The organism is Mesorhizobium sophorae (assembly GCF_002270415.1).
GTDB lineage: Bacteria > Pseudomonadota > Alphaproteobacteria > Rhizobiales > Rhizobiaceae > Mesorhizobium > Mesorhizobium sophorae.
The window spans coordinates 122,417-145,229 of record NZ_NNRI01000017.1 but is presented as its reverse complement, the minus strand read 5'-3'; the positions used below and the strand labels follow the sequence as shown (position 1 = coordinate 145,229).

The window sequence follows — 22,813 nt, the reverse complement described above, 5'->3', positions numbered from 1 at the left end:
TAAGAAAGCTTCAACTACAGGAGCGTATTATGAAAAGATCAACATCATTCTTGGCGACGATCGTCATGGGCGCAATGCTGGCGGCTGGCTCAGCGACGGTCTCGATGGCGCACGGCGGTGGCGGCGGCCATGGCGGTGGCGGCGGCTTTGGCGGCGGCGGTCATGGTATGAGCATGGGCGGTGGCGGTCATGCCGAAGGCTTTGGCGGTGGCCACGGCGTAGGCTTTGGCAATGGCGGTCGTGTCGCAATCTTGGGCGGCGGCGGCCATGTCCGTGGTGTCCATGTCGGCGACGGTCATAGGTTCGGAAGGGACCGCGGTTTCGGCAGTGATTTCTATGACGACGGCTACTGCGGTTACCCGTACCCATACAATGAGTATCGCGCCCTTTACCCATATTGTCCGTGAACGACCACGGCCTCTTCGAATCCGGACTCCACGGTGCGAGTGGGGACCGGATTCGAACACTGAAGGTTTTGGCTCGCACGTCTGCCGAGCCGCGGCCTGACTGGAATTTTTCAAAAATTCCATGAATTCTCAACCCGAAGGAGCATATCGTGAGAAAATCAGCAGCAATATTGGCAAAGATTACTTTGGGCGTGATGCTGGCCACCGGCTCGGTGACGGTCTCCATGGCGCGCAGCGACGGCAGGGATGGTCATGCCGTACACTTCAGCAGCGGTGCCATTGGCAACCGCCAGCACCACAAAGTTTTTTTTGGCGGTCGGGAAGCTGGCGACCGGGAATATGATAGCCAGCTCTGGTTGAACGACGACACCGATACTGCTTACTGCTCGTTCGACGCCGTGAACCCGAGTTACTACGGATCCAATGGTATCTGGCACTCTTGCCTGTAACCCAATTCAGCCGGCCGTCCTGGAAATCGGTATCGAAATGCTCGGGCCGAGATTGGTTGTGATCGCATTGGCCGTCAGCCGGTTCCCAGCCTTGGGCGTCGAAGGCCGCCGATCCATTCAACTTAATCGATAGAATTCCGCCGCCGCCACGCCGATGTCGGCGGCGGCCGCGTGAATATCCGGGCGCCGTCGCGCGAGATCGGAAGGAATGCTGGCAGGCTCGGGCACCACTTTAGTAGACCTTTCCAACCGCCAATCCATGGTCCGACCCCGCGCCCTGTCGCGGTTAGCACATGCTCGTATTGAGCAGCCAGCGCATCGTAGGGTTGATGAAATGGCGAGGCCCATTCCGACAAGGAACGCGACCTTGTCCAAATCTCACAAATGCTCGGGGTCGGCGTGCGAATAGGGAAATCCGGCCGCCTTTAGGGAAGAGCGCTTCCCCACCATCTGGCATCATCTCGATCTGACCGGGCGAAATCCGACCCTCCCAACGACCCGAGGAAGTGCTGGCTGCACATATGAAATCCTTGGCCTCGGGAAGTTAGGGCGGTGGGATTAGTACGATGTTCTCTGCCCCTACCTAGACACATGAAACGACGGTAGTTCCAATGCGAAATGAGAATGATGTTGCGATGCCAATCTTGCTGATTACCGTTGCGGTCGCTCTCTTGTTCAGCGGGCCGAGCTCGGCGCAAATCAGCACCACACCCGCGACAGGACTGACATCGCCGCTTTCTGCAATTGGTTCGCCCCTCAATCCGGTTGCTATTCCCCTGGGCGCGGTCGAGCTCGATCCGGGTGGCTTGACGGGTAGCACCGTGGGCATCGGGGATAGTTCCAACAACTCCGGGTGTGCCAATGTCTTGGCGCCAAGTGTTTTGGCGTCAAGTTCCGAAGTTGCGGCAGCGACTTCCGCCCTTTCCACTTTCGACGGCGGAGGCATGAACACAACCACATCCACGAGCGGGACGTCGTTTGTGAACCCGACGGTTTCAACAGCGTCGGGCACCTGCAACTCGACGGCGTCGAGCGCGTCGTCTTTCGGCACCACAGCGACACCATCGATGACCACCGGGACACCGTCCACGAGTCTTGGGGCCGCAGTTGGGATTCCGCTTGGGTCTTCGGAACTCAGCAATTTGGGAGTGAGTTCGCCAATTGGCATTCCAACACCCGCGTTGGCCGATCCGGTAACAAATCCACAGGTAGCGATTCCTATGCTCAATGTATCAGGCACACCATGTGGCAGCACGGGGCTGACGGGCATGAGCGGCACGCCGTCGACATCCGGCTGCTGAAAGAACTGATCCCTTAAGAGCCGCTGTCGTAGGAGCCCTCAATGCGCAAGCGACCCTTCATTGTTGCTGCGCTGCTGATCATGATCGGCAGCGTTGGGCTTGCAGCCAAACACGTCTACGACCATTCCGAACCTGCGGCGGTCTCCGTTCCTGCCTCGGCAGTTCCGGTCATTGCCGGAAAGGTAGCCAGTCACGATGTGCCGATCTACCTTCGCGGTGTAGGAACGGTGATCGCCTACAACAACGTGGTCGTGCACAGCCTGATCTCAGGACCGATTACGAAGATCACATTCACGCAAGGCCAGACCGTGAAAAAAGGCGATCTGCTGGCGCAGATCGACCCAGATCCCTATCAGGCACAAATCGATCAGATAACCGCCACTCGCGATCGCGACCAGGCGCTGCTCGTCAATGCGCAGGCAGATCTGGACCGTTACACGCCACTGCTGGCGAAGGGCTTTGCCACTTCCCAACTGGTAGCCACGCAGAAAGCCGAAGTAATCCAGCTCCAGGCGACAATCAAGGCAGACGAGGCTCTGCTGCAGGCCGAGCAGATCAATCTGAGCTACACCCGTCTGACCTCGCCGATCGATGGTGTAACGGGTATCCGGCAAATCGACGAAGGCAATATCATTCACCCGACCGATACTTTTGGTCTGGTCGACGTTGCGCAGGTCCAGCCGATCTCGTTGATCTTTACGCTGCCCGAGGAAACGCTCCCGCAAATCCAGAAGCAGATGGCCAAGGGGCAGCTAACGGTCTTTGCCTACAGCCAGGACGACAAGACCAAGCTCGACGAAGGCAAACTTTTGCTTCTCGACAACCAGATTGTCCAGACGACGGGCACGATCCGCCTCCGAGCCACGTTTCCGAACGCCAGGAACCAACTCTGGCCGGGTGCGCTCGTGAATGTACGTTTGCTTCTTGATACCCGCACTGGGGGGCTGACGGTAGCCGGGTCGGCAGTGCAGCAAGGTCCAAACGGCTCCTATGTCTACGTGATCGCGCCTGATGGAACCGCGCGGATACGGCCTGTCACTGTTGCCCAGTTGACCGAGGGACAAGCCCTTATCGATTCGGGTCTCGAGGCGAACGAAACCGTCGTGGTCGACGGGCAATACAAGCTCGTGGAGGGCGCCCCCGTTCAAGTGCTGCGGGGCAAAGCCGCTGATGAAGCCGCCCTGCAAAGCGCAGTGCAGCAGGCAATCCCGTGAATGTCTCGGCCCCTTTTATTCGCCGGCCGATCGCGACAGGCCTGCTGATGGTGGGTCTGCTGCTGTGTGGGCTGGCTACCTACCAGCTTCTTCCGGTCGCATCCTTGCCGAACGTCAACTTTCCGACGATCCAGGTGTCAGCGCAGTTGCCCGGTGCCGATCCCGAAACCATGGCGTCGTCGGTAGCCACCCCGCTTGAGCAACAGATAAGCCAACTCCCCGGCGTGACCCAGCTGTCTTCGACCAGCGCGCTTGGCAGCACACAACTCACCGTTCAGTTCGACCTCAGCCGCAGCGTCGACAGCGCCGCGGTTGACGTGCTGTCGGCGATCAATGCCGCAAGCCCAGATCTGCCGCTGGGCATCCCCTATCCGCCGACCATCCGCAAGGTTAATCCGGCGGATACTCCGATCCTGGTGCTCGCGCTGACATCCGACACCCTTCCCCTGACGACGGTCGATGCCTACGCGGAAAACATCCTGCTGCCGAAGATCTCCCAAATCTCCGGCGTGGGTCTTGTTGGCATTGGCGGCCAGCAGAAGCCGGCGATCCGTGTGCAGGTCAATCCGCAAGCGGCCGCGGCCCGCGGCATTGGCCTTGAAGATGTTCGCAACGTGCTCGGCGAGGCCAATGTTGATATTGCGAAGGGCACGCTCAATAGCCCGCGTCAAACCTTCACGCTCAACACAAACGACCAACTGCTCAAACCTGACGCCTACAATGATGTTATCGTCGCCTATCGCAATGGCTCCCCTGTACGCATCCGCGACATCGGCACCGCGATAGACGGGCCGGAGAACCACTTTGTCGCCGCCTGGTACGACAAGAAGCCCGCCATCTTGCTGGCTATCCGGCGCCTGCCCGGTGCCAATGTGATCGAGACGGTTGGCCGCATTCAGGCTCTGCTGCCCCAGCTGCAAGCGTCGATCCCGCCCGGCATCAAGGTATCGGTCGTTTCAGACCGCACACAAACCATCCGTGCCTCGGTCGCGGACGTGCGGTTCACGTTGATGCTGACCGTCGCCCTGGTGGTGATGGTGATATTCCTGTTCCTGCGCAATTTCTGGGCAACGGTCATTCCCGCAATAACCGTACCCCTCTCGCTCGTCGGCACTTTTGCCGTGCTCTATGTGCTTGGTTACAGCCTCGACAATCTGTCACTCATGGCCTTGTCGATCGCGGTCGGCTTCGTCGTCGACGATGCAGTCGTCGTGATCGAGAACATCGTCCGTCACATCGAAGATGGCCTCACTCCGATGGAGGCTGCGCTGAAGGGCTCGAGCGAAATCGGCTTCACCATCATTTCGATTACGCTGTCGCTCATCGCAGTGTTCATTCCACTATTTCTGATGGGAGGCTATGTCGGCGAACTCTTCCAGGAATTCGCGGTAACGGTGAGCGTTTCACTGATCCTTTCGCTGGTGGTCTCGCTCACGCTGACGCCAATGATGTGCGCGCGTCTGCTCAAGAATGAGGCCAACGTCAGGCACGGGCGACTCTATAATATTTGCGAAAGCGGCTTCGACGCGCTGCTTGGATTGTATGAACGGGGCCTAAGGATCGTCCTGCGGCACACTTTCGTGACACTGCTCGTCATGCTCGGAACGATTGCTGTCACCGGCTATCTCTACGTCATCATCCCGAAGGGTTTCTTCCCGCAACAAGACACCGGCTTGATTATCGGCGTCACCGAGGCCGACCAGGATATTTCGTTCCCGGCCATGTCCGAGCGTCAACAGGCGGTAACCGACATTGTGCTTAAGGATCCGGCGGTAGCTTCGGTCGGAGCCTCGATAGGAGCAACTGGCGGCAGCACGCTCAATCGCGGGACAATGTACATTGCCTTGCAGCCAAACAACCAACGTGACGTCAGCGCCGATCAGGTGATCAGCCGGCTGTCATCCCAACTCGCCAAGATTCAAGGCATAACGCTTTACATGCAAGCGGCACAGGACATCACTGTCGGCGGTCGGGTTTCGAAAACGCAGTATCAATATACTCTGACCGATGCCGATTCCAACGAGCTCAACCATTGGGCACCGATATTCCTCGACAAGCTTAGAGCCATGCCGGGAATCGTTGACGTGGCCACCGATCAGGAGAATGCAGGACCACTGCTCGATGTGACCGTCAATCGCGAAGTCGCGTCGAGTTTCGGAATCCTCCCGTCGACGATCGACAACACGCTCGACGATGCTTTCGGCCAGCGCATCGTCTCCACAATGTTTACACAACTCAATCAGTATCACGTTGTTCTCGAGGTCAGCCCGGAATTCCAGTACGGTCCCGAGGCGCTCAAGGATATCTATCTGAATTCTTCGACAGGGCAGCAGGTGCCATTAAGCGCCCTGGTGACCAGCATGACGAAGGCTGCGCCGATCGTGATCAATCATCAAGGCATGTTTCCGGCGGTCACGATCTCCTTCAATCTAAAGCCCGGGGCGGCGCTTGGAGATGCGGTCGCAGCTATCCAGCAGTTCGAACGCGATGCCGGAAAGCCTGCTTCGCTTGCAACCAGCCTCCAGGGCAACGCGCAAGCCTTTCAATCGGCGCTGTCAGGTACACCAATCTTGATCGGAGTGGCGCTGGTGGTGATCTACATCATCCTTGGCGTGCTCTATGAGAGCCTGATCCATCCGATCACCATTCTATCGACGCTGCCTTCAGCCGCTATAGGCGCCTTGTTCTTGCTGATGGCGGTCCATATGGATTTCAGCGTCATCGCCATGATCGGCGTTATCCTGCTGATTGGCATCGTCAAGAAGAACGGCATCATGCTTGTCGACTTTGCGCTCGAGGTCGAGAGGAACGAAGGTCTCAGTCCACAGGAGGCAATCTACCGCGCTTGCACCATACGTTTCAGGCCGATCCTGATGACCACCATGGCGGCGATGCTAGGTGGCGTGCCGATGATGCTGGGCACTGGCGCCGGATCGGAAATCCGCCAGCCGCTCGGCTACACGATCGTGGGCGGCTTGGCGCTGTCGCAGATTCTCACGCTCTACACGACACCGGTGGTCTACTTGTATCTTGAGCGGCTCGGCAAATTCCTGGGTGGCTTGCGAGGCGCAAAAACACCGCCTGTGGAACCCGAGCAGGGCGAACTCTTCTCCGAAACGAGGCACCCAGCCGGCTAGGGGAGAGGATCAGGTCCCGTTGTCAGAGGGTATGAAGCAGTAGACGCTGTTCCCAGTCGCGCAAATGTGGGCCGTTTCGTTCCATGAGTACGGGTGTTCAGGCACCCTTTTGGATGGCTCGATCGGCGTCCATACTCCGTTGAGTTTGCCCCACCACTTTCCCCCCTCGAACTTGCCAACCGTTGGCCGACAGTCGCCGCCGTTGCAGCATGAGCCACCCAGCGTGTTATGCATCCCCATGTAGATGCTGTGCCACTTCTCGTGCCCCTGGCCGTAATTGCCCTCGGGAGGGCCAATGGGGACGTGGGAAGTGTGGTCCTGGGCCAGTGCGGGGCTGGCCACCAGCAGGAAAACCAGTAGGCGGAAGGCCATCGCTCAACATCCTCCAATTGGTGTTACGGGTTGTCTCTCCGAAACATTCCTGGGAGCAGAAGTAGTACTGGTGGGGTATTTTCACCGCGCCTACGCAGTTCAAGCATTTCATTCTTTTGCTCCTTCGCGGTCGGGGAAGCATGCATAGATTTTGCCGTTGGCATGAATAATCCATTGGTATGGCTGCATAACCCAAATGGCAAAGAAGTTACTTTGGATTGTCTGTCGGGAGGCGTCCGACGTACACCGTTTTTAACGAGAACGACGAACACAGTGGGGTCGCTGCGCGATCCGCAAACGGCACGCTGGTCCCCGGCTTCGCCTGGAAACCAATTGAAGAAGCCAATCGGCGCAACGGGCGAAACGCGAATTGGGGTGGCGTTTGCGAAAGACATTTCTTTGCTTGGACGCAACATTCGGCGCTCAATACCGAGGATTTGAACGCATGGCACCCAGGAAGTCGATGCGGCCTTGCGAGTCCGCCGCTGGAGGCGGGCGCGCGCTGCTGGCGACCGGAACAGCCCTCACGGAGCAGGGCATCGCCATTGGCGGCTCGACGACGCTGCTGCACATGAATCTCACGCCACCCTGGACGGCGATCGCAGTTCGACCAGTCGGATCCGCAGCTCGCGAGGCGACGGCCTGGAGGCCGAGAGCAACGGGCACTGTCCAACTCGGATGCTCCTTCCCTCTGGGCCGCCGTCGGCATGCTTCGGTGCCTGGCTCCGCGATCTCTGCCGGCATCGACCCACTCGACTCGGCGATCATCGATGCGTTGTCGTGGCGCGACCGTATCGGTAAGACGCACTGGTTCGAATTCCTCGCCATGACGGGGCCGCTCTGCCTTTTCGTCGTGCTCGCGGGCTCAACCGCGGACCTGGTCGCCAGATCGTTTCTGATTTTCTTCGCCATCTATTCAGACCTGGTGATCGTCTTGCTTTGGTTTGCCGAGAAAGACGATGCCCGGACTGAACCGACCCAGTCTCATCGACGATGCGACCGGCGTCGGACGCGTCAAGCAGGAAAGTGGGATGGCTAACCGGGCGCGGTACCTTGTGGTGCCCAGCTTCCTGGTGCCTCTCGTTGCATGTTCGGAAGCGTCGGCGTCCTACGTTGGGGACCGCTTCTTCCCCTCGACGCTTGCGACCGTGGTTCCCACCCCGGCTGACTTCGTCAATTTTCCCCAATTGATGCAGTTGCCCGACACCGGCTCGCGCGAGATCGACTTTCCTTTCTCCTACAGCAAGCTCATCACCCCGGATTGGTCCGTGTCGTTCACCGCAAACTACCGCATGGTCGATCGGGGGGGCACGCGCTCGGGCTTCGACGATTGGGTGCTCGGCACCCAATATGAAGTCTATTCCAATGCCGAGCACGAGTTCGTGTTCTCGGCAGGCGGTACGCTGGCGCTGGGCGGCACCGGATCGTCCGACATCGGTGCTAAGTCGTTCTCGACGCTGACACCGACCCTTTACGTCGGCAAGGGCTTCGGCGATCTGTCGGATTCGCTGGCGTGGCTGCGTCCGGTCAATGTCACCGCGACCCTAGGAGTCGCGCTGCCGACCGAATCCACCACCCTGACCGACGCCACCGCGGTCGACAACCCAGACATCTTGCAATGGGGCTTTGCCCTGGAATACAGCCTGCTCACCAATGCGCATTCCGCTGACAAGGGTAATGCTCATCGCTTCGCCGAGGGTTTGGTGCCGCTGGTGGAATTCGCAATGCAGACGCCGCTGAACGGGCCGTCGGCTGGACAGACCACGGGCACGATCAATCCTGGCGTTATCTGGGTGGGCGAGTACGCCCAACTCGGGGTGGAGGCGATCGTTCCGATCAATGCGAGTTCGGGCCGCGACATCGGCGTGCGTGCACAACTCCACCTCTATCTCGGCAACATTTTTTCGAACGGAATCGGAAAGCCGATCTTCGACTGATCGCGCGCCGCGCCGTGCATGAGTCTGTCCAGGTCTCCGCCGTCAGGGACGAAGCCGCCACGCGAGGACCGCCGGCGAATCGGCGAAAGCTGGCGGCAGGAATAAACTGCTGGCCTTATGCCCCAGATCATTTCTTATGTGTGGAATGATACTTGAATATTAAGTAACTAACCAATTGCAGAAATGCTTAATGTGCTTTGTATAGTGGTTCGGAACGTATTTCGAAACCTATGTAAGGATTGCGGGCATGAGCGATATCTCTATCGCCAATTCGAATTTTGCCGCGCTGTGCAACAGAACGACACAACAGGTGAATCGCATGGGTTCTCTTTCAATAGGGGCTGCAATCGCGGCAGTCCTTCTGTCAACCGCTTGGGCCGCTGCCGCAGCTTCGCCTCCAGGACGCATGCAGGCAAAGTTCGATCGTGTCGAACGAAAAACGAATAGCAACCACACTTCGTTGCCGAGGCACGGTGAAGTACCGACAACCAGATCGGCCAAGAAGCCGGCATCGCAGCTCGATAACGACGGGGACAAGTATCCCCCGACCGATCTCTTTTCAGGCATGAACCGGTTCTGATGAGAGGTGTTGCGCCCCTCACGACGCGGTGATTGCGGTTGAGGCTGACTTGACCGCCGTCGACTTGTCGAGCGCCAGTTGCGACGTCGGATACTGTCTCCGAAGCCGCGCGATGCATCGCGCCGCAAGCAAGTCGCATCGCTGAAGGTCCCGACGCCGGCAACGCTCCGGCGATCGACCGTGAATCGGTTCCTGCTCGGAAGGCAGGAGGGAAAAATGGGCCGATGACGACATGTCATCGGCCCAAGAACTCGAGCGGTGAGAAACGCTCCCGGGGGAGGAGAGCCTTCACAATCGATCGGCGGGCGTGGGAGGGGGCCCGGAGAACCAATCTGGCACGAGTTGGAGCGCTGCCACGATGGTGACGAAAACGGATCGAAACCACCGATCGCAAAGCCCACCCACAACCTAGTGGTTTTTGCTGCCGGTGCTTCGTCGTTCTTGCCGGCTTTGCATCCAGCTTGCGGATTTCGCACGGCAAAAAGCCCAGGCCATGCAGGGGACCCCGCACAAGGTCATCAAGACCTGACGCACAGCCGCGCCAAATCGACCAATCACCTGGGATCGGCCGCAATTGAAGAACCGGCCCATTGGTCCGCTCGGTACATGCACCATTACAATCGATCGCGACGTCCAATCACAAACCAAAGTATGAGCAGTTCAGACCAATACTCTAAGTCCACCTACGGATGTAGAATGGAGTACATCATCACCGGCGCTTTACGCTGACATCAGATGGGATAACCCGAAGGATGTGCGCCAAGCCATGTTGATGAATCCTGCCTCCCGCGACATCGATTTACCCGCGATTGCTGCCTTCGCGGCCAATGCTCGGCGACTGGAGCAAACGGACCCATTCTTGTCGGCGGATTGGCGCGCTCCGTTCAACGGCGGAAAGGCACAGCGTACCAACTCCGTGGCGCATGCGCAGTTCGGGCGACAGAGCGCCGATGGGGCCGATTGCCGTGTCGAGATATCTTCAGGCGACGCCGTGAGTAGTCGCACGGTGATTTCGGATGGGATAGTTGCCGAGGTGGTCCAAGCCGCCGGTCGTGACAAATTCGAATTCCGGTTTCGCGCGCCCATGCACTTGCTGGTGGTCTACGAACAGGGCACGCGCCGAGACGGTGACACCTTCGTCGAAGGTTTGCCCCGGTCGAAACTGCGGGATTTTGGTCGCCGGCTTACCTTGGTGCCCGCCGGTCGCGAATATCTCGAATGGCATGCGCCGCGGACGGCTGCGCGTCTCATGTTTGTCTATCTTGATCCTGCCAAGCTGCAAGTTCCGTTCAACGCTGGCATGACCGATGTGACGTTCGTTGCGAAGCTCTTCTTTGAGGACGCAACGCTTTTGGGCACCGCCCTTAAACTGATGAGGTCGCTCGAAAGTCCAAACCTGGAGAATTGGCGTTACCTGGAAGCACTGGGCATCGTCCTGGCTCATGAGTTGGTCCGTTTCCACGAGAGGACGCCGAGAGCCGAACCTCAGCTTCGAGGCGGACTTGCGGCTTGGCAGGAGCGGATAGTAAAGGCCCATATCGAGGCGCATTTGGGCGAACCGGTACCGCTCGCTACTCTCGCGGAGCTTTCCCGGTTGAGCCCATGTTATTTTTGCCGCGCCTTCAAGCTTTCTTTTGGGATGCCTCCGCATCGGTATCATATCAACCGTCGAATCGAGCATGCCAAGGGTCTCCTTGCGACGCGAGCTCATTCGGTGACGGACATCGGATTGACTGTCGGATACAGCGAAACCAGCTCATTCACGGCCGCTTTTCGCAAGGCGACCGGCCTGACGCCGAGTGCTTACCAGCGGAGCCTCGCATAGGCCCTGGACGGCCCGGCTGGCTGGGACCCGGCCTGGCTGGGAATTGCGCAGTTCTTGAAATTCGACCCTGAAGTCGGCGCTCTTCGATCGAGACTTCGTTCTGGCTCTCACCTTCCCGGCCTTGATCGGAGATCTGGGTTCTGGCGCAATTGACGGGCGAGTTTTCTCCGCCCAATCCGCCACTTCCGCTTGATCGCTCTCGCCGAGGGGGCAACTCGGTGACCGCATTTCGTCCCCTCAGGAGACTGAAATCGTTTCGCGTCAATATGACGTACCATTCCGGCGGTTTTGGCATCTGCACATTTCAACCATTGCCGCATGGCACAGCGATGAACGTCTGCTGGTCGCCGCGCTTGACCAGCAGCAGCGCCGACTTCTTGCTGGATTTTGCTGCGACACTAATGGCTTGGCTGGTGTCCTTCGCCGTCTTCACCGGCACGCCATTGACCGAGATGATGATGTCGCCCAATTCGATGCCGGAGGTGGCTGCCGGCTGGTCCGGATCGACACCCTCGACCACGGCACCATTAACCTGTGAAGGCACATTCAAGGCCTGGCGAACGGTTCGATCGAGGTCACCAAGCGCCAGACCAAGTGTTGGAAAACTGGAATGCAGCGGCTGTGCAGAGTTGATTGTGGCCACCGGTTTGACGCTGGCGTCATTGCCGCCGATGACCACCGACAACGCAACTGTCTTCCCATTGCGCCAAACGGACAGTACCTCCCTTTTTCCCGGCACGAGATCCGCCACGGCTCGAGACAGGGTCTTGGGCTCGTTGATGGTTTGACCGGCAAATCCGGTGATGACGTCGCCGGTCTCGATGCCGGCATGAGCGGCGGGCGATCCGTCGCCGACATCCGCGACCAAAGCACCTTCAGGCGTCGGCAGGCCGAGGGCGTTGGCGAGGTCCGTTGTAATCGGCTGCATCTCGATGCCGAGCAGCCCATGTTCGATCGAACCGTTCTTCACCAGCTTGGCGACGATCTTTTCGGCCTCATTGGAAGGGATCGCAAATCCGACGCCGACGCTGCCGCCATTGGGCGAGTAGATCGCGGTGTTGATACCGACGACAGTGCCGTTGGTGTCGACAAGAGGTCCACCCGAATTGCCGTGGTTGATCGGCGCGTCGATCTGAAGGAAATCGTCGTAGGGACCACTGTTGAGGTCGCGCCCGCGGGCGGAAACGATTCCCGCAGTGACTGTCGTTCCGATGCCGAACGGATTGCCAATCGCCAGAATGGGGTCGCCTGCCCTGAGTCTGTCGGAATCGCCCCAGGCAACAGTGGGAAGAGGCTTCCCAGCCCTGATTTTCAGGACCGCAAGGTCTGATTTTGCGTCGCGGCCGACAAGGGTTGCCGGCAGCTCGGTTCCATCGTCAAGCGTCACCATGATATCCGAAGCTCCGTCGATGACATGGTTGTTGGTGACGATGGTGCCGTCTGAACTGATGATGAAGCCGGAGCCGAGGGCCTCTGCCAGTTGCGTCGCTCCCTGCGGTGGTGCCTTGGGCGCCGGAATCCCTCGATTGCTGAAGAATCGAGGCAGCCGTTCATCGGACGACAGACCGCTGTCCGAGGGCTGGGCTTGGCCATCGGGCGCCGATGAAGTTTTCATGATCGACGTGATCGTCACCACTGCCGGTTTGTCGGCCGCAACGATCGGAGCATAGGAGGTGGCCGGAGCGCGATTGGCGGAGGCCTCCGGGGAGGAGTCCATTTTCGTATCGGCCAAGCTCGCGTTCAGAGCAACCCCAGCGACGAGCGGCGCTACGAGGATGGCGGAGAAAAGCAGCACGGCGCGGTGCCTGCGGAGGATGTTGAAAGTTGACATGGTCGCGACCCGTGCGAGGCTTTGGTCCTGGCGCCGTGGCGTGTTCCTCGTGCGGAACCGTCTATCCGGCGTACGGCCGATCGGATGCGCTAGCCTCGCTGATTAGCTTCCGATCAAGCCGATTTACTAGGCTGGTACTGGTTGCTTCCGGTTTGTGCTTTTGTTGGCAAGACTGCGAGGGCTACTAGCGGTGCGACGCAGTGTCTTTCGAGATCGACCACGTCGATTGTCGACATGTCTCCTCGCGGGAGGCGCGCATAAGGCTTCAGTCAACTCTGGCCACTTCAGCTGCCTGATCTGGAATCAAGAGCACCCGGTAGGTTGTCCCTTCGCATCGGAGCAGGTAGGCGGTCTGATTTGGCACGGACTCGGCCGCAATGCGCTTGGCAGAACTTGGATTTCTGCAAGGGAAGCCTTGGCTTCGCACCTGGTCGGCAACCACGCTTGCCACGGTGTCCTGGTCTTTGGCTGCAGCGGTCGCTACGGTGCCGGCAAGACAGATCGACAAGAAAACGCCGGCGCCAATGGATGAAATCTGCACCAGCGCTCGATTGCTGCCCATTTGTAGTCTCCTCTTCGTATTCCGCCGGCAACCGCTACCGCAGAAAATTGGTGGCTTCGATCTTGGAAGACGTCTGTCGTAGATGTTCAACATCGTGACCGACTCCGACAGGTTGCCGCCAGCCCGACATTCATCTACGTGCCATTCTTGGGCCGCCTTCCATCGCGTTCGACAGCAGCATACCCGCTGGTTTGTGGACGGCTTTGTCTGCTTTGCGGCGGCTGGCCCTTCCTTGCGGTTATCGCCCCTGGTGTTACGGCCGCGGCGGGCGACCGGCCGTCTATCACATCTTTCCATTATGCCTGGGTGGCATCCTGTTCTGATATAGTGTGGTAGAAGTCCGATATCTCGGGGGACCGATCGTGTCGTCTTCTGGCAGGGCGATGTCCTGATGCCGATTTACGCGGCAGCAATAGCTGCGTCCGGAGGTGTCCAAAAATGAAAGCAAAGCCGCCGCTGCGGAAGTATGGCTCGACAATAGCCATTTCCGGCGCCGGCTTGTCGGTATTCTGGCTGTCCAGCGAATTGGCTGAGACCGCCGGACCCAATATCTACGTGAGTTTGACCCTCCTCGCCGCGACTGCGATCTTGACCGGCTTTCTCATTCAAGGGTCGCAAGGGCAGGGTGCGTTGGATCGCACTGGGTATGACGCGCATGAGTTCTTGGAGCGCATTCCCGGACCGGCATGGATCGTCGACACGGAAGGCCGGTTAACCGAGGTGAGCACGAGCCTTCGGGCCTATCTCGGCACCGTCGACACCAGCAATCTCCCTTGCCGGCAGGTTATTCATTCGGAGGACTTCGACCGAACTGCAGGCCTCATGTCGCAATGCCTGGAGAATGGCCAGGAATTTCATGGCGCATGCCGGCTTCGTCGCCACGATGGGACTTATCGCTGGTTCCGTGTCGCGGCTCGCCCCAGGCACGATCGGAACGGCAAGTTCATCGGGTGGTATGGTGTCCTGCTCGATATCGATGACTTGAAGAAAGTGGAACAGGCTTTGGAGGCCAGAGAGTTCCAGCTCCAGCGGCTGATCGACGCTCTTCCGACACTGGTCTGGTCCGCCCGCCCAGACGGTTCCACCGAATTCCTGAGCCGGAGATGGCACGAATACACGGCGCTGTCTCAGGAGCAGGCAGCCGGCTGGGGTTGGACTGCCGCCATACATTCGGACGATCGAGACCGGCTTGTCGAATACTGGCGATCTCTCCTGGCAGCTGGTGCGGCGGGCGAGATCGAGGCCCGGCTACGCCGCTTTGATGGCCAGTACCGCTGGTTCCTTTTCCAAGGCGAGCCAGTGCGCGATGCCTCTGGCACTGTGGTCCAGTGGTTCGGGAGCAACACCGACATCGACGATCGCAAGCGGACCGAGGAGGCATTGCGAGCCAGACAGTATGAACTCCAGCAACTTATCGACACCATACCGACACTCGTCTGGTCCGTCACTCCCGAGGGCGAACCAGCCTACATCAACAAGCAGTTGGAAACCTACTACGGCCGCAAGATCGACCCCAGTCAGCCCAAGGAGGGTTCCAGGCTGGATGGGGCACTTGGACGCCTTATGCATCCCGATGACTTGGAGGCTGTGAAAAGGAACCTGATGCATTCATTGAAGACCGGGGAGCCTTTCGCCATGCGGTACCGCAACCGCCGGGGCGACAGCGTCTATCGCTGGGTTGACAATCGCGCCCTGCCACTTCGGGACGACGATGGCCGCATCGTGAAATGGTACGGCGTCATCATCGACATCGATGACGAGATGAGAGCACATGACGCCGTTCGTGCGACCCAGGACAAGCTTTCGCGCGCTTCGCAGCTTGCGAGCCTCGCCGAGCTGTCGGCCTCGATCGCGCATGAGGTCAATCAGCCCTTGGCGGCTGTCATCACCGACAGTCATGCCTGCCAACGCTGGCTGTCGGCGGATCCTCCAAACCTGCAGCGGGCACGCATTACCGCGGAGCGAATCGTTCGCGATTCCATGGCCGCGGCCGAGGTCGTCAGCCGAATACGAGCACTCTTCACACAGACCGCCTCGTCCAGAACTTCAATCAATCTCAACGAGGTGATCGGCGAGGTGCGTCAGCTTTTGTTCGACGAAATAGTCTCGCAGGACATCTACGTTGGGACGGATCTCGATCCGGCGCTGCCGCTGGTGCTCGCCGACCGCGTGCAGATGCAGCAGGTGCTGGTCAATCTGGTCCGCAACGGGATCGACGCAATGAAGTCGACAACCGACGTGTCGAAATCACTGAAGTTTGGATCACGTCGCTATGGGGAGAACGCGATCCTGGTCGACGTCCGCGACAACGGCGACGGAATTGCCGAACCAGAACGAATTTTCGAACCGTTCTTCACCACGAAGGCGGAGGGGATGGGCATGGGCCTGGCAATCTGTCGCTCGATACTGGAATCACACGACGGCCGGCTTTGGGCAGAGAGCATCGAGCCAAGGGGAACGGTGTTCTCGTTTACGCTGCCGATCCAATCGGGCGATGCGGCATGACCCAGGACGACTGTATCATTTTCATCGTTGATGACGACAAGCGCATATGCGCGGCGCTGTGCGACCTTCTGGCGGCAAGGGGCCTGGCTTCCGTCGCCTTCAACTCGATTGCCGAATATCTAGCTTTTCCCCGACCGGACCTGCCCGGTTGCCTGATCCTCGATGTCGAACTACCGGACATCAACGGGCTGGAATTCCAGAAACAGACCGGCCACGAGCAACATCCGCCTATCGTCTTCATCACCGGACACGGCGACATTCCATCTTCTGTACGCGCCATCCAGCGCGGCGCCGTGGACTTCCTCACCAAACCGTTCAGCGAAACCGAGTTGATGAAGTCCATCCACACGGCGATCGATCGGGATTGCGGCGCCCGCCAGGAGCGGGCCGAGCTTGTGGCGCTACAGCGCCGCCTTTCCTCCCTGACCTCTCGCGAACGCCAGGTTCTGCCGCTGGTCGTCAGCGGTCTGCTCAACAAGCAGGCGGCTGCCGAACTTGGGATCAGTGAGGTGACGCTGCAAATCCACCGCGGCAAGATCATGCACAAGATGCAGGCAGCATCGCTGGCCGATCTCGTGAGGATCGCCCAAAGGCTGCAAGTACCAGTAACTCATTCTCGGCGCGCAGGAACATCTTCGAAATGAAAACTGTACGGAAATCAACGATCGCAGTTGTCGATGACGACGTTCGGGTCCTCGAGTCGATCGAGGATCTCCTGGAGTCGGCGGGGCACTCGGTGCGTCTGTTCTCATCCCCTCAGTCTTTCCTCGAACGCGACGAGTTGCGTAAGATAGATTGCCTGATTGCCGATATCGGCATGCCAGTTGTCGACGGCTTCGAGCTTCGCCGGCGTGCGCGAATTGTGCGCCCCGACTTGCCCGTCATTTTCATAACGGCGCGCCATGAAGCCGCAGACCAAAGGCGCGCGGCTGCTGAAGGTCATCATGGGTTCTTTCGAAAGCCCTTCGATGCTTCAGCATTGCTTGCGGCGGTCGCCCTGGCCGTTTTGGCCTCATCGCACGGGGAGTAATGATGACAAGTGATCTAGTGACCAGAGATTATGAACGCCTGCTGCTGGAGCCGACGCAGTCATATGCCCGTCCGGTGGCTGCCCCCATCTATGCTGGGACTACCCAAAATGCATTCGTCTTCATCGTCGAAGACGATGTCGCGATGCGCGAAGGGCTGGTCGACTTGTTGGAATCCGTCGGTTTGCAGAGCCAGGCCTTCTCGTCTCCGACCGAGCTGTTGAACATGGAACTGCCCGACCTTGCGAGCTGCTTCGTGCTGGACATTCGTATGCCCGGCATCAGCGGTCTCGACTTTCAGGCTCGCCTTGTCGCAGCCGGCGTCCGTATACCAATCATATTCATGACCGGCCACGCCGACGTTCCGATGGCGGTGAGAGCCATGAAGGCTGGTGCAGTCGACTTTCTGACGAAGCCGTTTCGCGAACAGGAAATGCTGGATGCCGTCACAAGGGCCATCGAGCTGGACGGCATGCGCCTCGATAGCAATCGGCGGGCGATCGAGACGTTCACCCGATTTCAGACGCTGAGCGAGCGCGAACGCGAGGTGATGGATCTGGTGACGGCAGGATTGATGAACAAGCAGGTTGCTGGAAGGATTGGCGTGGTAGAATCCACGGTTAAGATTTATCGTGCTCAAGTCATGAGAAGGATGGGCGCGCAATCCCTGGCCGATTTGGTCAGGATGGCCGAGTTGCTGCGCTCGGCACCTGCTCCCACAACTAGCCTCAGGGCTATTTTGGATAGACCTAAGTAGTGGTCCAACCCGCCGAACGAATACGGAACTGTACCAAGCCAGAATGGAGGCTCGGACACGCTTCCTTTATCCTTGCGCTTCTCTCCGCGGCAGCGCGCAGAAAGACATTCTGCCCGATCGCAATAGAGGGGGGTCTGGGAGCGGTATCATCGATGTCGATGTTGCAGGACATTCTCGACTGGAGCGTGGCCGAAGGAGATTTGCCCTTCGTTGTCGGCTTGGTGGGTGACCGAAACGGCGTTTGCTGCTCCGGCTCAGCCAGTGAAGCGTCTCCGGCGGGCAGGGCCGCGGAGGACACGCTTTTCCGTATTTTCTCGATGTCGACATCGATTTTCGCGACCGCTGCCACGATCCTTGTCGATCGCGGCAAGCTCAATGCCGATACTTCCGCCGAAGACTTCGTCAGAAAGCCGACCTGCCAGCGACAGGACCGGTCCAATGCAGACGTGCCGAAGCAAAATCCCTTGCCGCCGCCAGCGCCTTTCAGCCTCGAATGGAGTCCATCAACAAGGAACTAGGCACAATGACATTGCACATGCTGCCGCCGAGAGAATTGCGGTTTCTTCGCTTCGCGCAGAGCACGGCACCAAGATGCGCTGGCGCCTCCGGTTCGCCACGTCTTTCGGACACCGCCCAATATGATCCCGGAGCGCCGGTCCAGGCGAGTTAAAGGTCGCAAAAAGATGCAAAGAAGATCGCCCGGATCTTCGAGCATGAGGCTGGCAGCGCCCAGGACGACTGTCATGGCAAATGGCGGTGAATTAGGGATCGGCGAAATCCTGTCTTTCGGCTCGTACCGCTTGATCGGGGCTGAGCGATTGCTGGTCAAGGATGGCACACCGGTCGCTATTGGCGGCCGCGCGCTTGACGTTCTGATTGCGTTGACCGACCGAGCGGGGGAGATCGTGAGCGGGCGAGAACTGATCGATCTCGTTTGGCCGGGCGTCTTCGTCGAGGAAGCCAATCTTCGTGTGCACATCGCCGCCATTCGCAGAGTGCTGGCAGACGGCAAAGACGGGTCTCGATACATCGTCAATGTTCCCGGCCGGGGCTACACTTTCGTTGCACCGGTTCGGCGCTCAAACGCGGACGGCACCGACCTGATTGTCGCTCCTGCCGGTCCCGTGCTGCCCCCGAGTCTCCCGGCGCCCTTGCAACTGCTGGTCGGACGGAACGAGACCGTCGCCACCCTGTCCTCGCTGCTGTTGTCGCGACGCTTCGTCAGTGTGGTCGGGCCAGGCGGAATGGGAAAGACGACCGTCGCCGTCGCGGTCGGCCACGCGCTGCGTCGGGAATTAGGCGACGACGCGGTTTGCTTCGTTGATCTCGGTTCGCTCACCGCTCCAGCAGACGTTCCCGCTGCCGTCGCATCGGCACTCGGCTGCTTTGTCCAGGGGCCCGACCCCGAGCCGTACATAAGCGCCTTCCTGGCCGATAAGCGAACCCTGGTCGTTCTTGACAATTGCGAACATGTGATCGAGACCGCTGCGCCGCTGTGCGAACGCCTCTTTCGCGCAGCGCCGTCGCTGCACTTGTTGACGACCAGTCGCGAGTCGTTGCGCGTTGAGGGCGAGTATGTGCATTTGCTGATGCCTCTCGACAGTCCGCCTGACGACACGCCATCTGCCGTTCAGGCGCTGGCTTCGCCCGCCGTCCAGCTTTTCATGGAGCGGGCGGGATCGAGCGGGCACCGTGCCGAGCTCAGCGACACCGAGGCTCCAATCGTTGCGAATATCTGCCGCCGGCTTGATGGAATTGCTCTGGCGATCGAGCTGGTTGCCAGTCGTGTGGGCACCAATGGTATTCAAGGAACCGCTGATCTCCTGGACAGCGGCGCCGGGCTGTTCCTGCAGGGCCGGCGATGCGCGTCGCCCCGGCATCAGACGCTGCAGGCCATGCTCGACTGGAGCTTCAGGCTCCTGTCAGCGGATGAGCAGAGAACCCTCTGCAGGCTGTCCGTATTCGTTGGCCAATTCACGCTGGCGGCGGCGCATGCAGTCGCCGGGGATCCCGATGGCGAGACGCAAATGGTCACCAACACGATCGCCAGCCTGATCGACAAGTCTCTGATGGGGGTATTGTCGACAAGCGGGCCTGCTTACTACAGGCTCCTGGACACAACACGCGCCTATGCCGCGGCCAAGCTCGCGGAAGGCGGGGAGGCAGACGCGGCCGAAAGACGTCACGCTTGCTACTTCGTCGCCTTGCTGGAGCAAGGCTTGGCCGAAGGGTCGGCTTTTGATGGCCACAACGTAGCCGCCTACGCTCCGCACATCGGCAACGTCCGCAAAGCGCTCGCGTGGAGTTTTTCAAGCTCGGGCGACCGTTCCATCGCCATTGAGCTGGCTGCGTATGGGGCTGCGCTATTCCTGGGGCTTTCACTGCTGGATGAGTGTCAACAATGGTGCCGGCGAGCACTGGGCTCGCTGCACGAGACGGATCATGGGATGCAACTGGAACTGGAGCTCCAGGGAGCTCTGGCGATGTCAGCCATGTACGCCCGCGGCAACAGCTTGGAAGTCAGGGGCGGCATCGAGCGCGGCCTGGACCTCTCCGAGACTTTGCGGGATGGAGGACGTCAACTCCAGTTGCTTTCTGGACTCTACATTTTTCTCACGCGCCAGGGCGACTTCAGCGGCGCGTTGGCGGCGGCCAAACGAAGCGACACCGTTGCCAAGGCGAGCGGCGGCCCGACCGAAAACGCAATGACCGAATGGATCTTGGGTGGATCGTATCATCTAACCGGCAATCAGGCGGCTGCGCTGCGTCACTGCAAACAAGGCATGAGGCTTGCGTCAGATTTCAAGCTGGGGAGGGTGAGCTTCTTTGGCCACGACCACCGTGCATCAGGGCTCGCAACGCTCGCCAGGTCTTTGTGGCTGTGCGGCTTCGCGGATCAGGGTTGCAAAGTTGCACGTCAGGGAATCAAGGCTGCGCAAGGCTACGATCACCCGGTCTCATCTTGCATTGCTCTCATCTATCTCATCCCTGTTCTCCACTGGAGTGGCGATCTTAAAGCAGCGGAAGAGCATACCGAAATCGTAATCGAGCAGGCTATCAAATACTCCCTTGCCCCCTATCACGCCGTTGGCCTCGCGCTGAAAGGTGAATTCATGGTCGCGCGCGGCGATGCGGCATCGGGCGTCGAAATCTTGCGGGCAGGACTGAAAGCGATGGATGCCAATCGGTACCGCATCGTGACGTTGCCGGCATCGCGTGCCTTGGCCGAGGGCCTGGCCCTTTCCGGTCGGCCGGAGGAAGCGCTGGCCACCATAGACGAGGCTGTGGCGCATGCGGAGCAAGTCGGAGAGATACTCTGGTTGCCCGACCTGCTGCGAGCCCGAGGCGAAATCTTGCTGGCGCGGCCGAGACCGGACCTTCCTGCAGCAGAGGGTTCGCTGCTCCGCTCGATCGATCGTGCCCGCAAGCAATCCGCCCTGGGCTGGGAGTTGAGAGCTGCAATTCCTCTGGCACGTGTGTGGCGGGAACACGGCCGGAGCGGGGACGCCCGCTCCATGCTCGACCACATCTATCAGCGGTTCAAAGAGGGATTTGGAACCCAAGATCTGGTTGCCGCGCGCCGACTTCTCGACGAACTGAGCTCGACCAACTGAGTTCTGCAAGCCAGTCCCGGTCCGCCTTCAACCCCGTGGCTCTTTCGTGCTCGCGCCAGGCGCCTGGAGCGATGCCCCACGCATGTGCCTATCCACAGCCTGTCTTGGGCGCGAATATTTACAGCTATTTGCAACGCTGAACTCGCCTCACAGCTCATAGAGCGGATAGTTCCAAGGCATGGAGTACCAGGCAATCGGCACGCTGGAGGGAGTCAGAATTGGGACATTCGCGTGGCTTCCTCACACCGAACGCTCCGGAACATTTCCTCCCCGGCAGCGGAATAGTCTTGGCGCGCGCAAGGTCAGGCGGATCGATCGCCCGCAGCCCTAGGTACCGCCCACGACCAAATCGAACCCTCTTGGCGCAGGAGTCCGCAGCTTATGTTTAGCACCCAATCGACAACGAAAGGCGAGCGCGCGGTGTGCATTGCGCATGAAGTGAATCAGCCACTTACCGCAATCCTGACAAACGCGGAAACCGCCTTGCGGTGGTTGACGAGAGACCCAGCAAATCTCGATGAGGTGAAACGGGCCATTGAACGGATCATCGGCAACAGCCTTCGCGCCGCCGATGTCGTCAGAGGCGTTCGGGATCTTGCTCGAAAATCCCCGCCCGTACCGAACAACCTCGACATCAACGACTTGATCAGAGGTCTCCTCAATCTCGTGAGCCTCGATCTGCGCCATCATCGCATCGCGGTCGAGGTGGACCTCGCTGAGAACCTGGAGCCCATCAGGGGCGATCGCTATCAACTGGAGCGGGTCGTCGCCAACCTCGTCGCGAACGGCATCGAGGCCATGAGCATGGTGCAGGATCGGCAGCGAAAGCTGCGCATCATCACCCAACTCGACAAGAATGGCGATGTGCTGGTTGCAGTCGGGGACTCGGGCACAGGGCTCGATCCAGCACTTATCGATCGCATCTTCGATCCCCTGTTTACGACCAAGCGCGAGGGCATGGGATTGGGGCTGTGGATATGCCGCTCTATCGTCGCAGCCCACGGCGGTCGGCTCTGGGCCACACCCGATCTTCCGTATGGCAGCATTTTCCAATTCGTCATCCCAAAGACAGTTGAGCCAAACTCAGTCGGATCGAGTCGATGCCGGCGGACGATGCGAACGAACCGCCAGATCGAAGGGCTTTTTCGCGGCGCTCCATTTTGATGATCGCGTTCGGCGGCGTGGGAAGTCGGAGAACATGCCTGCCTTGAGCAATATGGCCTGCCTTGATAGACAGGCGGCGCGCCTGTGACTATGTCCATAAGGCTTCACACCGCAGACCCCCGCCGCTCCT

General features: G+C 59.5%; 18 protein-coding genes. 14 read left to right on the top strand and 4 right to left on the bottom strand.

Translation table 11 applies throughout. The annotated features are described in order from the left end of the window. Positions 1-89 precede the first annotated feature (89 nt). Positions 90-299, bottom strand: a complete 210-nt coding sequence (locus CGZ66_RS40000) for a hypothetical protein (protein WP_167392243.1) — start codon at positions 297-299, stop codon at positions 90-92. A 257-nt stretch (positions 300-556) separates the two neighbouring features. On the opposite strand from CGZ66_RS40000, the gene CGZ66_RS25150 reads away from it, so the two are divergent. After that, positions 557-856, top strand: coding sequence for a hypothetical protein (locus tag CGZ66_RS25150; RefSeq protein WP_143748855.1), 300 nt, complete (start codon positions 557-559; stop codon positions 854-856). Positions 857-1,439: 583 nt separating this feature from the next. On the opposite strand, the gene CGZ66_RS25145 is transcribed toward CGZ66_RS25150, so the two are convergent. After that, positions 1,440-2,126 carry a hypothetical protein gene (locus CGZ66_RS25145; RefSeq protein ID WP_143748854.1) on the bottom strand — a complete coding sequence of 229 codons (687 nt, stop codon included), beginning with the start codon at positions 2,124-2,126 and terminating at the stop codon, positions 1,440-1,442. Positions 2,127-2,198: 72 nt separating this feature from the next. Here CGZ66_RS25145 and CGZ66_RS25140 point away from each other — a divergent pair, with 72 nt between their 5' ends. The 6 genes from CGZ66_RS25140 to CGZ66_RS25115 all read left to right on the top strand — a co-directional run bounded on the left by CGZ66_RS25140 (position 2,199) and on the right by CGZ66_RS25115 (position 11,222). Continuing rightward, positions 2,199-3,371 carry an efflux RND transporter periplasmic adaptor subunit gene (locus tag CGZ66_RS25140; protein ID WP_167392242.1) on the top strand — a complete coding sequence of 391 codons (1,173 nt, stop codon included), beginning with the start codon at positions 2,199-2,201 and terminating at the stop codon, positions 3,369-3,371. Then, a complete protein-coding gene (locus CGZ66_RS25135; protein WP_095089100.1) occupies positions 3,368-6,508 on the top strand; it encodes an efflux RND transporter permease subunit in 3,141 nt (1,046 codons plus the stop codon). The genes CGZ66_RS25140 and CGZ66_RS25135 overlap by 4 nt, the downstream gene beginning before the upstream one ends. Positions 6,509-7,595: 1,087 nt before the next feature. Beyond that, a complete protein-coding gene (locus CGZ66_RS39345; protein ID WP_143748853.1) occupies positions 7,596-7,919 on the top strand; it encodes a hypothetical protein in 324 nt (107 codons plus the stop codon). Beyond that, positions 7,912-8,817 (top strand): hypothetical protein, encoded by a 906-nt coding sequence (locus tag CGZ66_RS25120; RefSeq protein ID WP_143748852.1) that lies wholly within the window; start codon positions 7,912-7,914, stop codon positions 8,815-8,817. The genes CGZ66_RS39345 and CGZ66_RS25120 overlap by 8 nt, the downstream gene beginning before the upstream one ends. A 247-nt stretch (positions 8,818-9,064) precedes the next feature. After that, a complete protein-coding gene (locus tag CGZ66_RS39340; RefSeq protein ID WP_143748851.1) occupies positions 9,065-9,397 on the top strand; it encodes a hypothetical protein in 333 nt (110 codons plus the stop codon). Between the two features lie 766 nt (positions 9,398-10,163). After that, complete coding sequence (locus tag CGZ66_RS25115; RefSeq protein WP_143748850.1) at positions 10,164-11,222, top strand: helix-turn-helix domain-containing protein; 1,059 nt, start codon at positions 10,164-10,166, stop codon at positions 11,220-11,222. Between the two features lie 304 nt (positions 11,223-11,526). Here CGZ66_RS25115 and CGZ66_RS25110 read toward each other — a convergent pair whose 3' ends face one another. Beyond that, entirely contained in the window at positions 11,527-13,053 is a 1,527-nt protein-coding gene (locus CGZ66_RS25110) for a DegQ family serine endoprotease (RefSeq protein WP_095089090.1), read from the bottom strand. Positions 13,054-13,318: 265 nt separating this feature from the next. Beyond that, a complete protein-coding gene (locus CGZ66_RS25105) occupies positions 13,319-13,615 on the bottom strand; it encodes a hypothetical protein (RefSeq protein WP_095089088.1) in 297 nt (98 codons plus the stop codon). Positions 13,616-14,053: 438 nt separating this feature from the next. On the opposite strand from CGZ66_RS25105, the gene CGZ66_RS25100 reads away from it, so the two are divergent. The 7 genes from CGZ66_RS25100 to CGZ66_RS25070 all read left to right on the top strand — a co-directional run bounded on the left by CGZ66_RS25100 (position 14,054) and on the right by CGZ66_RS25070 (position 22,683). Beyond that, entirely contained in the window at positions 14,054-16,120 is a 2,067-nt protein-coding gene (locus CGZ66_RS25100; RefSeq protein ID WP_095089086.1) for a PAS domain-containing sensor histidine kinase, read from the top strand. Next, a complete protein-coding gene (locus CGZ66_RS25095; protein ID WP_095089084.1) occupies positions 16,117-16,764 on the top strand; it encodes a response regulator transcription factor in 648 nt (215 codons plus the stop codon). Before CGZ66_RS25100 ends, CGZ66_RS25095 begins: the two co-directional genes overlap by 4 nt. Then, positions 16,761-17,150: a response regulator gene (locus tag CGZ66_RS25090; RefSeq protein WP_095089082.1), complete on the top strand. Its 390-nt coding sequence runs from the start codon at positions 16,761-16,763 to the stop codon at positions 17,148-17,150. The genes CGZ66_RS25095 and CGZ66_RS25090 overlap by 4 nt, the downstream gene beginning before the upstream one ends. A 2-nt stretch (positions 17,151-17,152) precedes the next feature. Beyond that, positions 17,153-17,905, top strand: coding sequence for a response regulator transcription factor (locus tag CGZ66_RS25085; protein ID WP_095089572.1), 753 nt, complete (start codon positions 17,153-17,155; stop codon positions 17,903-17,905). Positions 17,906-18,057: 152 nt separating this feature from the next. Beyond that, a complete protein-coding gene (locus CGZ66_RS25080) occupies positions 18,058-18,423 on the top strand; it encodes a serine hydrolase (protein ID WP_095089080.1) in 366 nt (121 codons plus the stop codon). A gap of 225 nt (positions 18,424-18,648) precedes the next feature. After that, the gene (locus CGZ66_RS25075) at positions 18,649-21,519 is read left to right on the top strand and encodes an ATP-binding protein (RefSeq protein WP_167392240.1); all 2,871 of its coding nucleotides are present in this window, start codon (positions 18,649-18,651) and stop codon (positions 21,517-21,519) included. Between the two features lie 381 nt (positions 21,520-21,900). After that, positions 21,901-22,683: a sensor histidine kinase gene (locus CGZ66_RS25070; RefSeq protein WP_095089076.1), complete on the top strand. Its 783-nt coding sequence runs from the start codon at positions 21,901-21,903 to the stop codon at positions 22,681-22,683. Positions 22,684-22,813 lie beyond the last annotated feature (130 nt).

Coding starts and splice junctions, on each gene's coding strand:
- CGZ66_RS40000 (WP_167392243.1), bottom strand. CDS start 299: ATGACCGTCGCCGACATGGACACCACGGACATGGCCGCCGCCGCCCAA.
- CGZ66_RS25145 (WP_143748854.1), bottom strand. CDS start 2,126: ATGCCCGTCAGCCCCGTGCTGCCACATGGTGTGCCTGATACATTGAGC.
- CGZ66_RS25140 (WP_167392242.1), top strand. CDS start 2,199: ATGCGCAAGCGACCCTTCATTGTTGCTGCGCTGCTGATCATGATCGGC.
- CGZ66_RS25120 (WP_143748852.1), top strand. CDS start 7,912: ATGGCTAACCGGGCGCGGTACCTTGTGGTGCCCAGCTTCCTGGTGCCT.
- CGZ66_RS39340 (WP_143748851.1), top strand. CDS start 9,065: ATGAGCGATATCTCTATCGCCAATTCGAATTTTGCCGCGCTGTGCAAC.
- CGZ66_RS25115 (WP_143748850.1), top strand. CDS start 10,164: ATGTTGATGAATCCTGCCTCCCGCGACATCGATTTACCCGCGATTGCT.
- CGZ66_RS25110 (WP_095089090.1), bottom strand. CDS start 13,053: ATGTCAACTTTCAACATCCTCCGCAGGCACCGCGCCGTGCTGCTTTTC.
- CGZ66_RS25105 (WP_095089088.1), bottom strand. CDS start 13,615: ATGGGCAGCAATCGAGCGCTGGTGCAGATTTCATCCATTGGCGCCGGC.
- CGZ66_RS25100 (WP_095089086.1), top strand. CDS start 14,054: ATGAAAGCAAAGCCGCCGCTGCGGAAGTATGGCTCGACAATAGCCATT.
- CGZ66_RS25095 (WP_095089084.1), top strand. CDS start 16,117: ATGACCCAGGACGACTGTATCATTTTCATCGTTGATGACGACAAGCGC.
- CGZ66_RS25090 (WP_095089082.1), top strand. CDS start 16,761: ATGAAAACTGTACGGAAATCAACGATCGCAGTTGTCGATGACGACGTT.
- CGZ66_RS25085 (WP_095089572.1), top strand. CDS start 17,153: ATGACAAGTGATCTAGTGACCAGAGATTATGAACGCCTGCTGCTGGAG.
- CGZ66_RS25080 (WP_095089080.1), top strand. CDS start 18,058: ATGTCGATGTTGCAGGACATTCTCGACTGGAGCGTGGCCGAAGGAGAT.
- CGZ66_RS25075 (WP_167392240.1), top strand. CDS start 18,649: ATGGCAAATGGCGGTGAATTAGGGATCGGCGAAATCCTGTCTTTCGGC.
- CGZ66_RS25070 (WP_095089076.1), top strand. CDS start 21,901: ATGTTTAGCACCCAATCGACAACGAAAGGCGAGCGCGCGGTGTGCATT.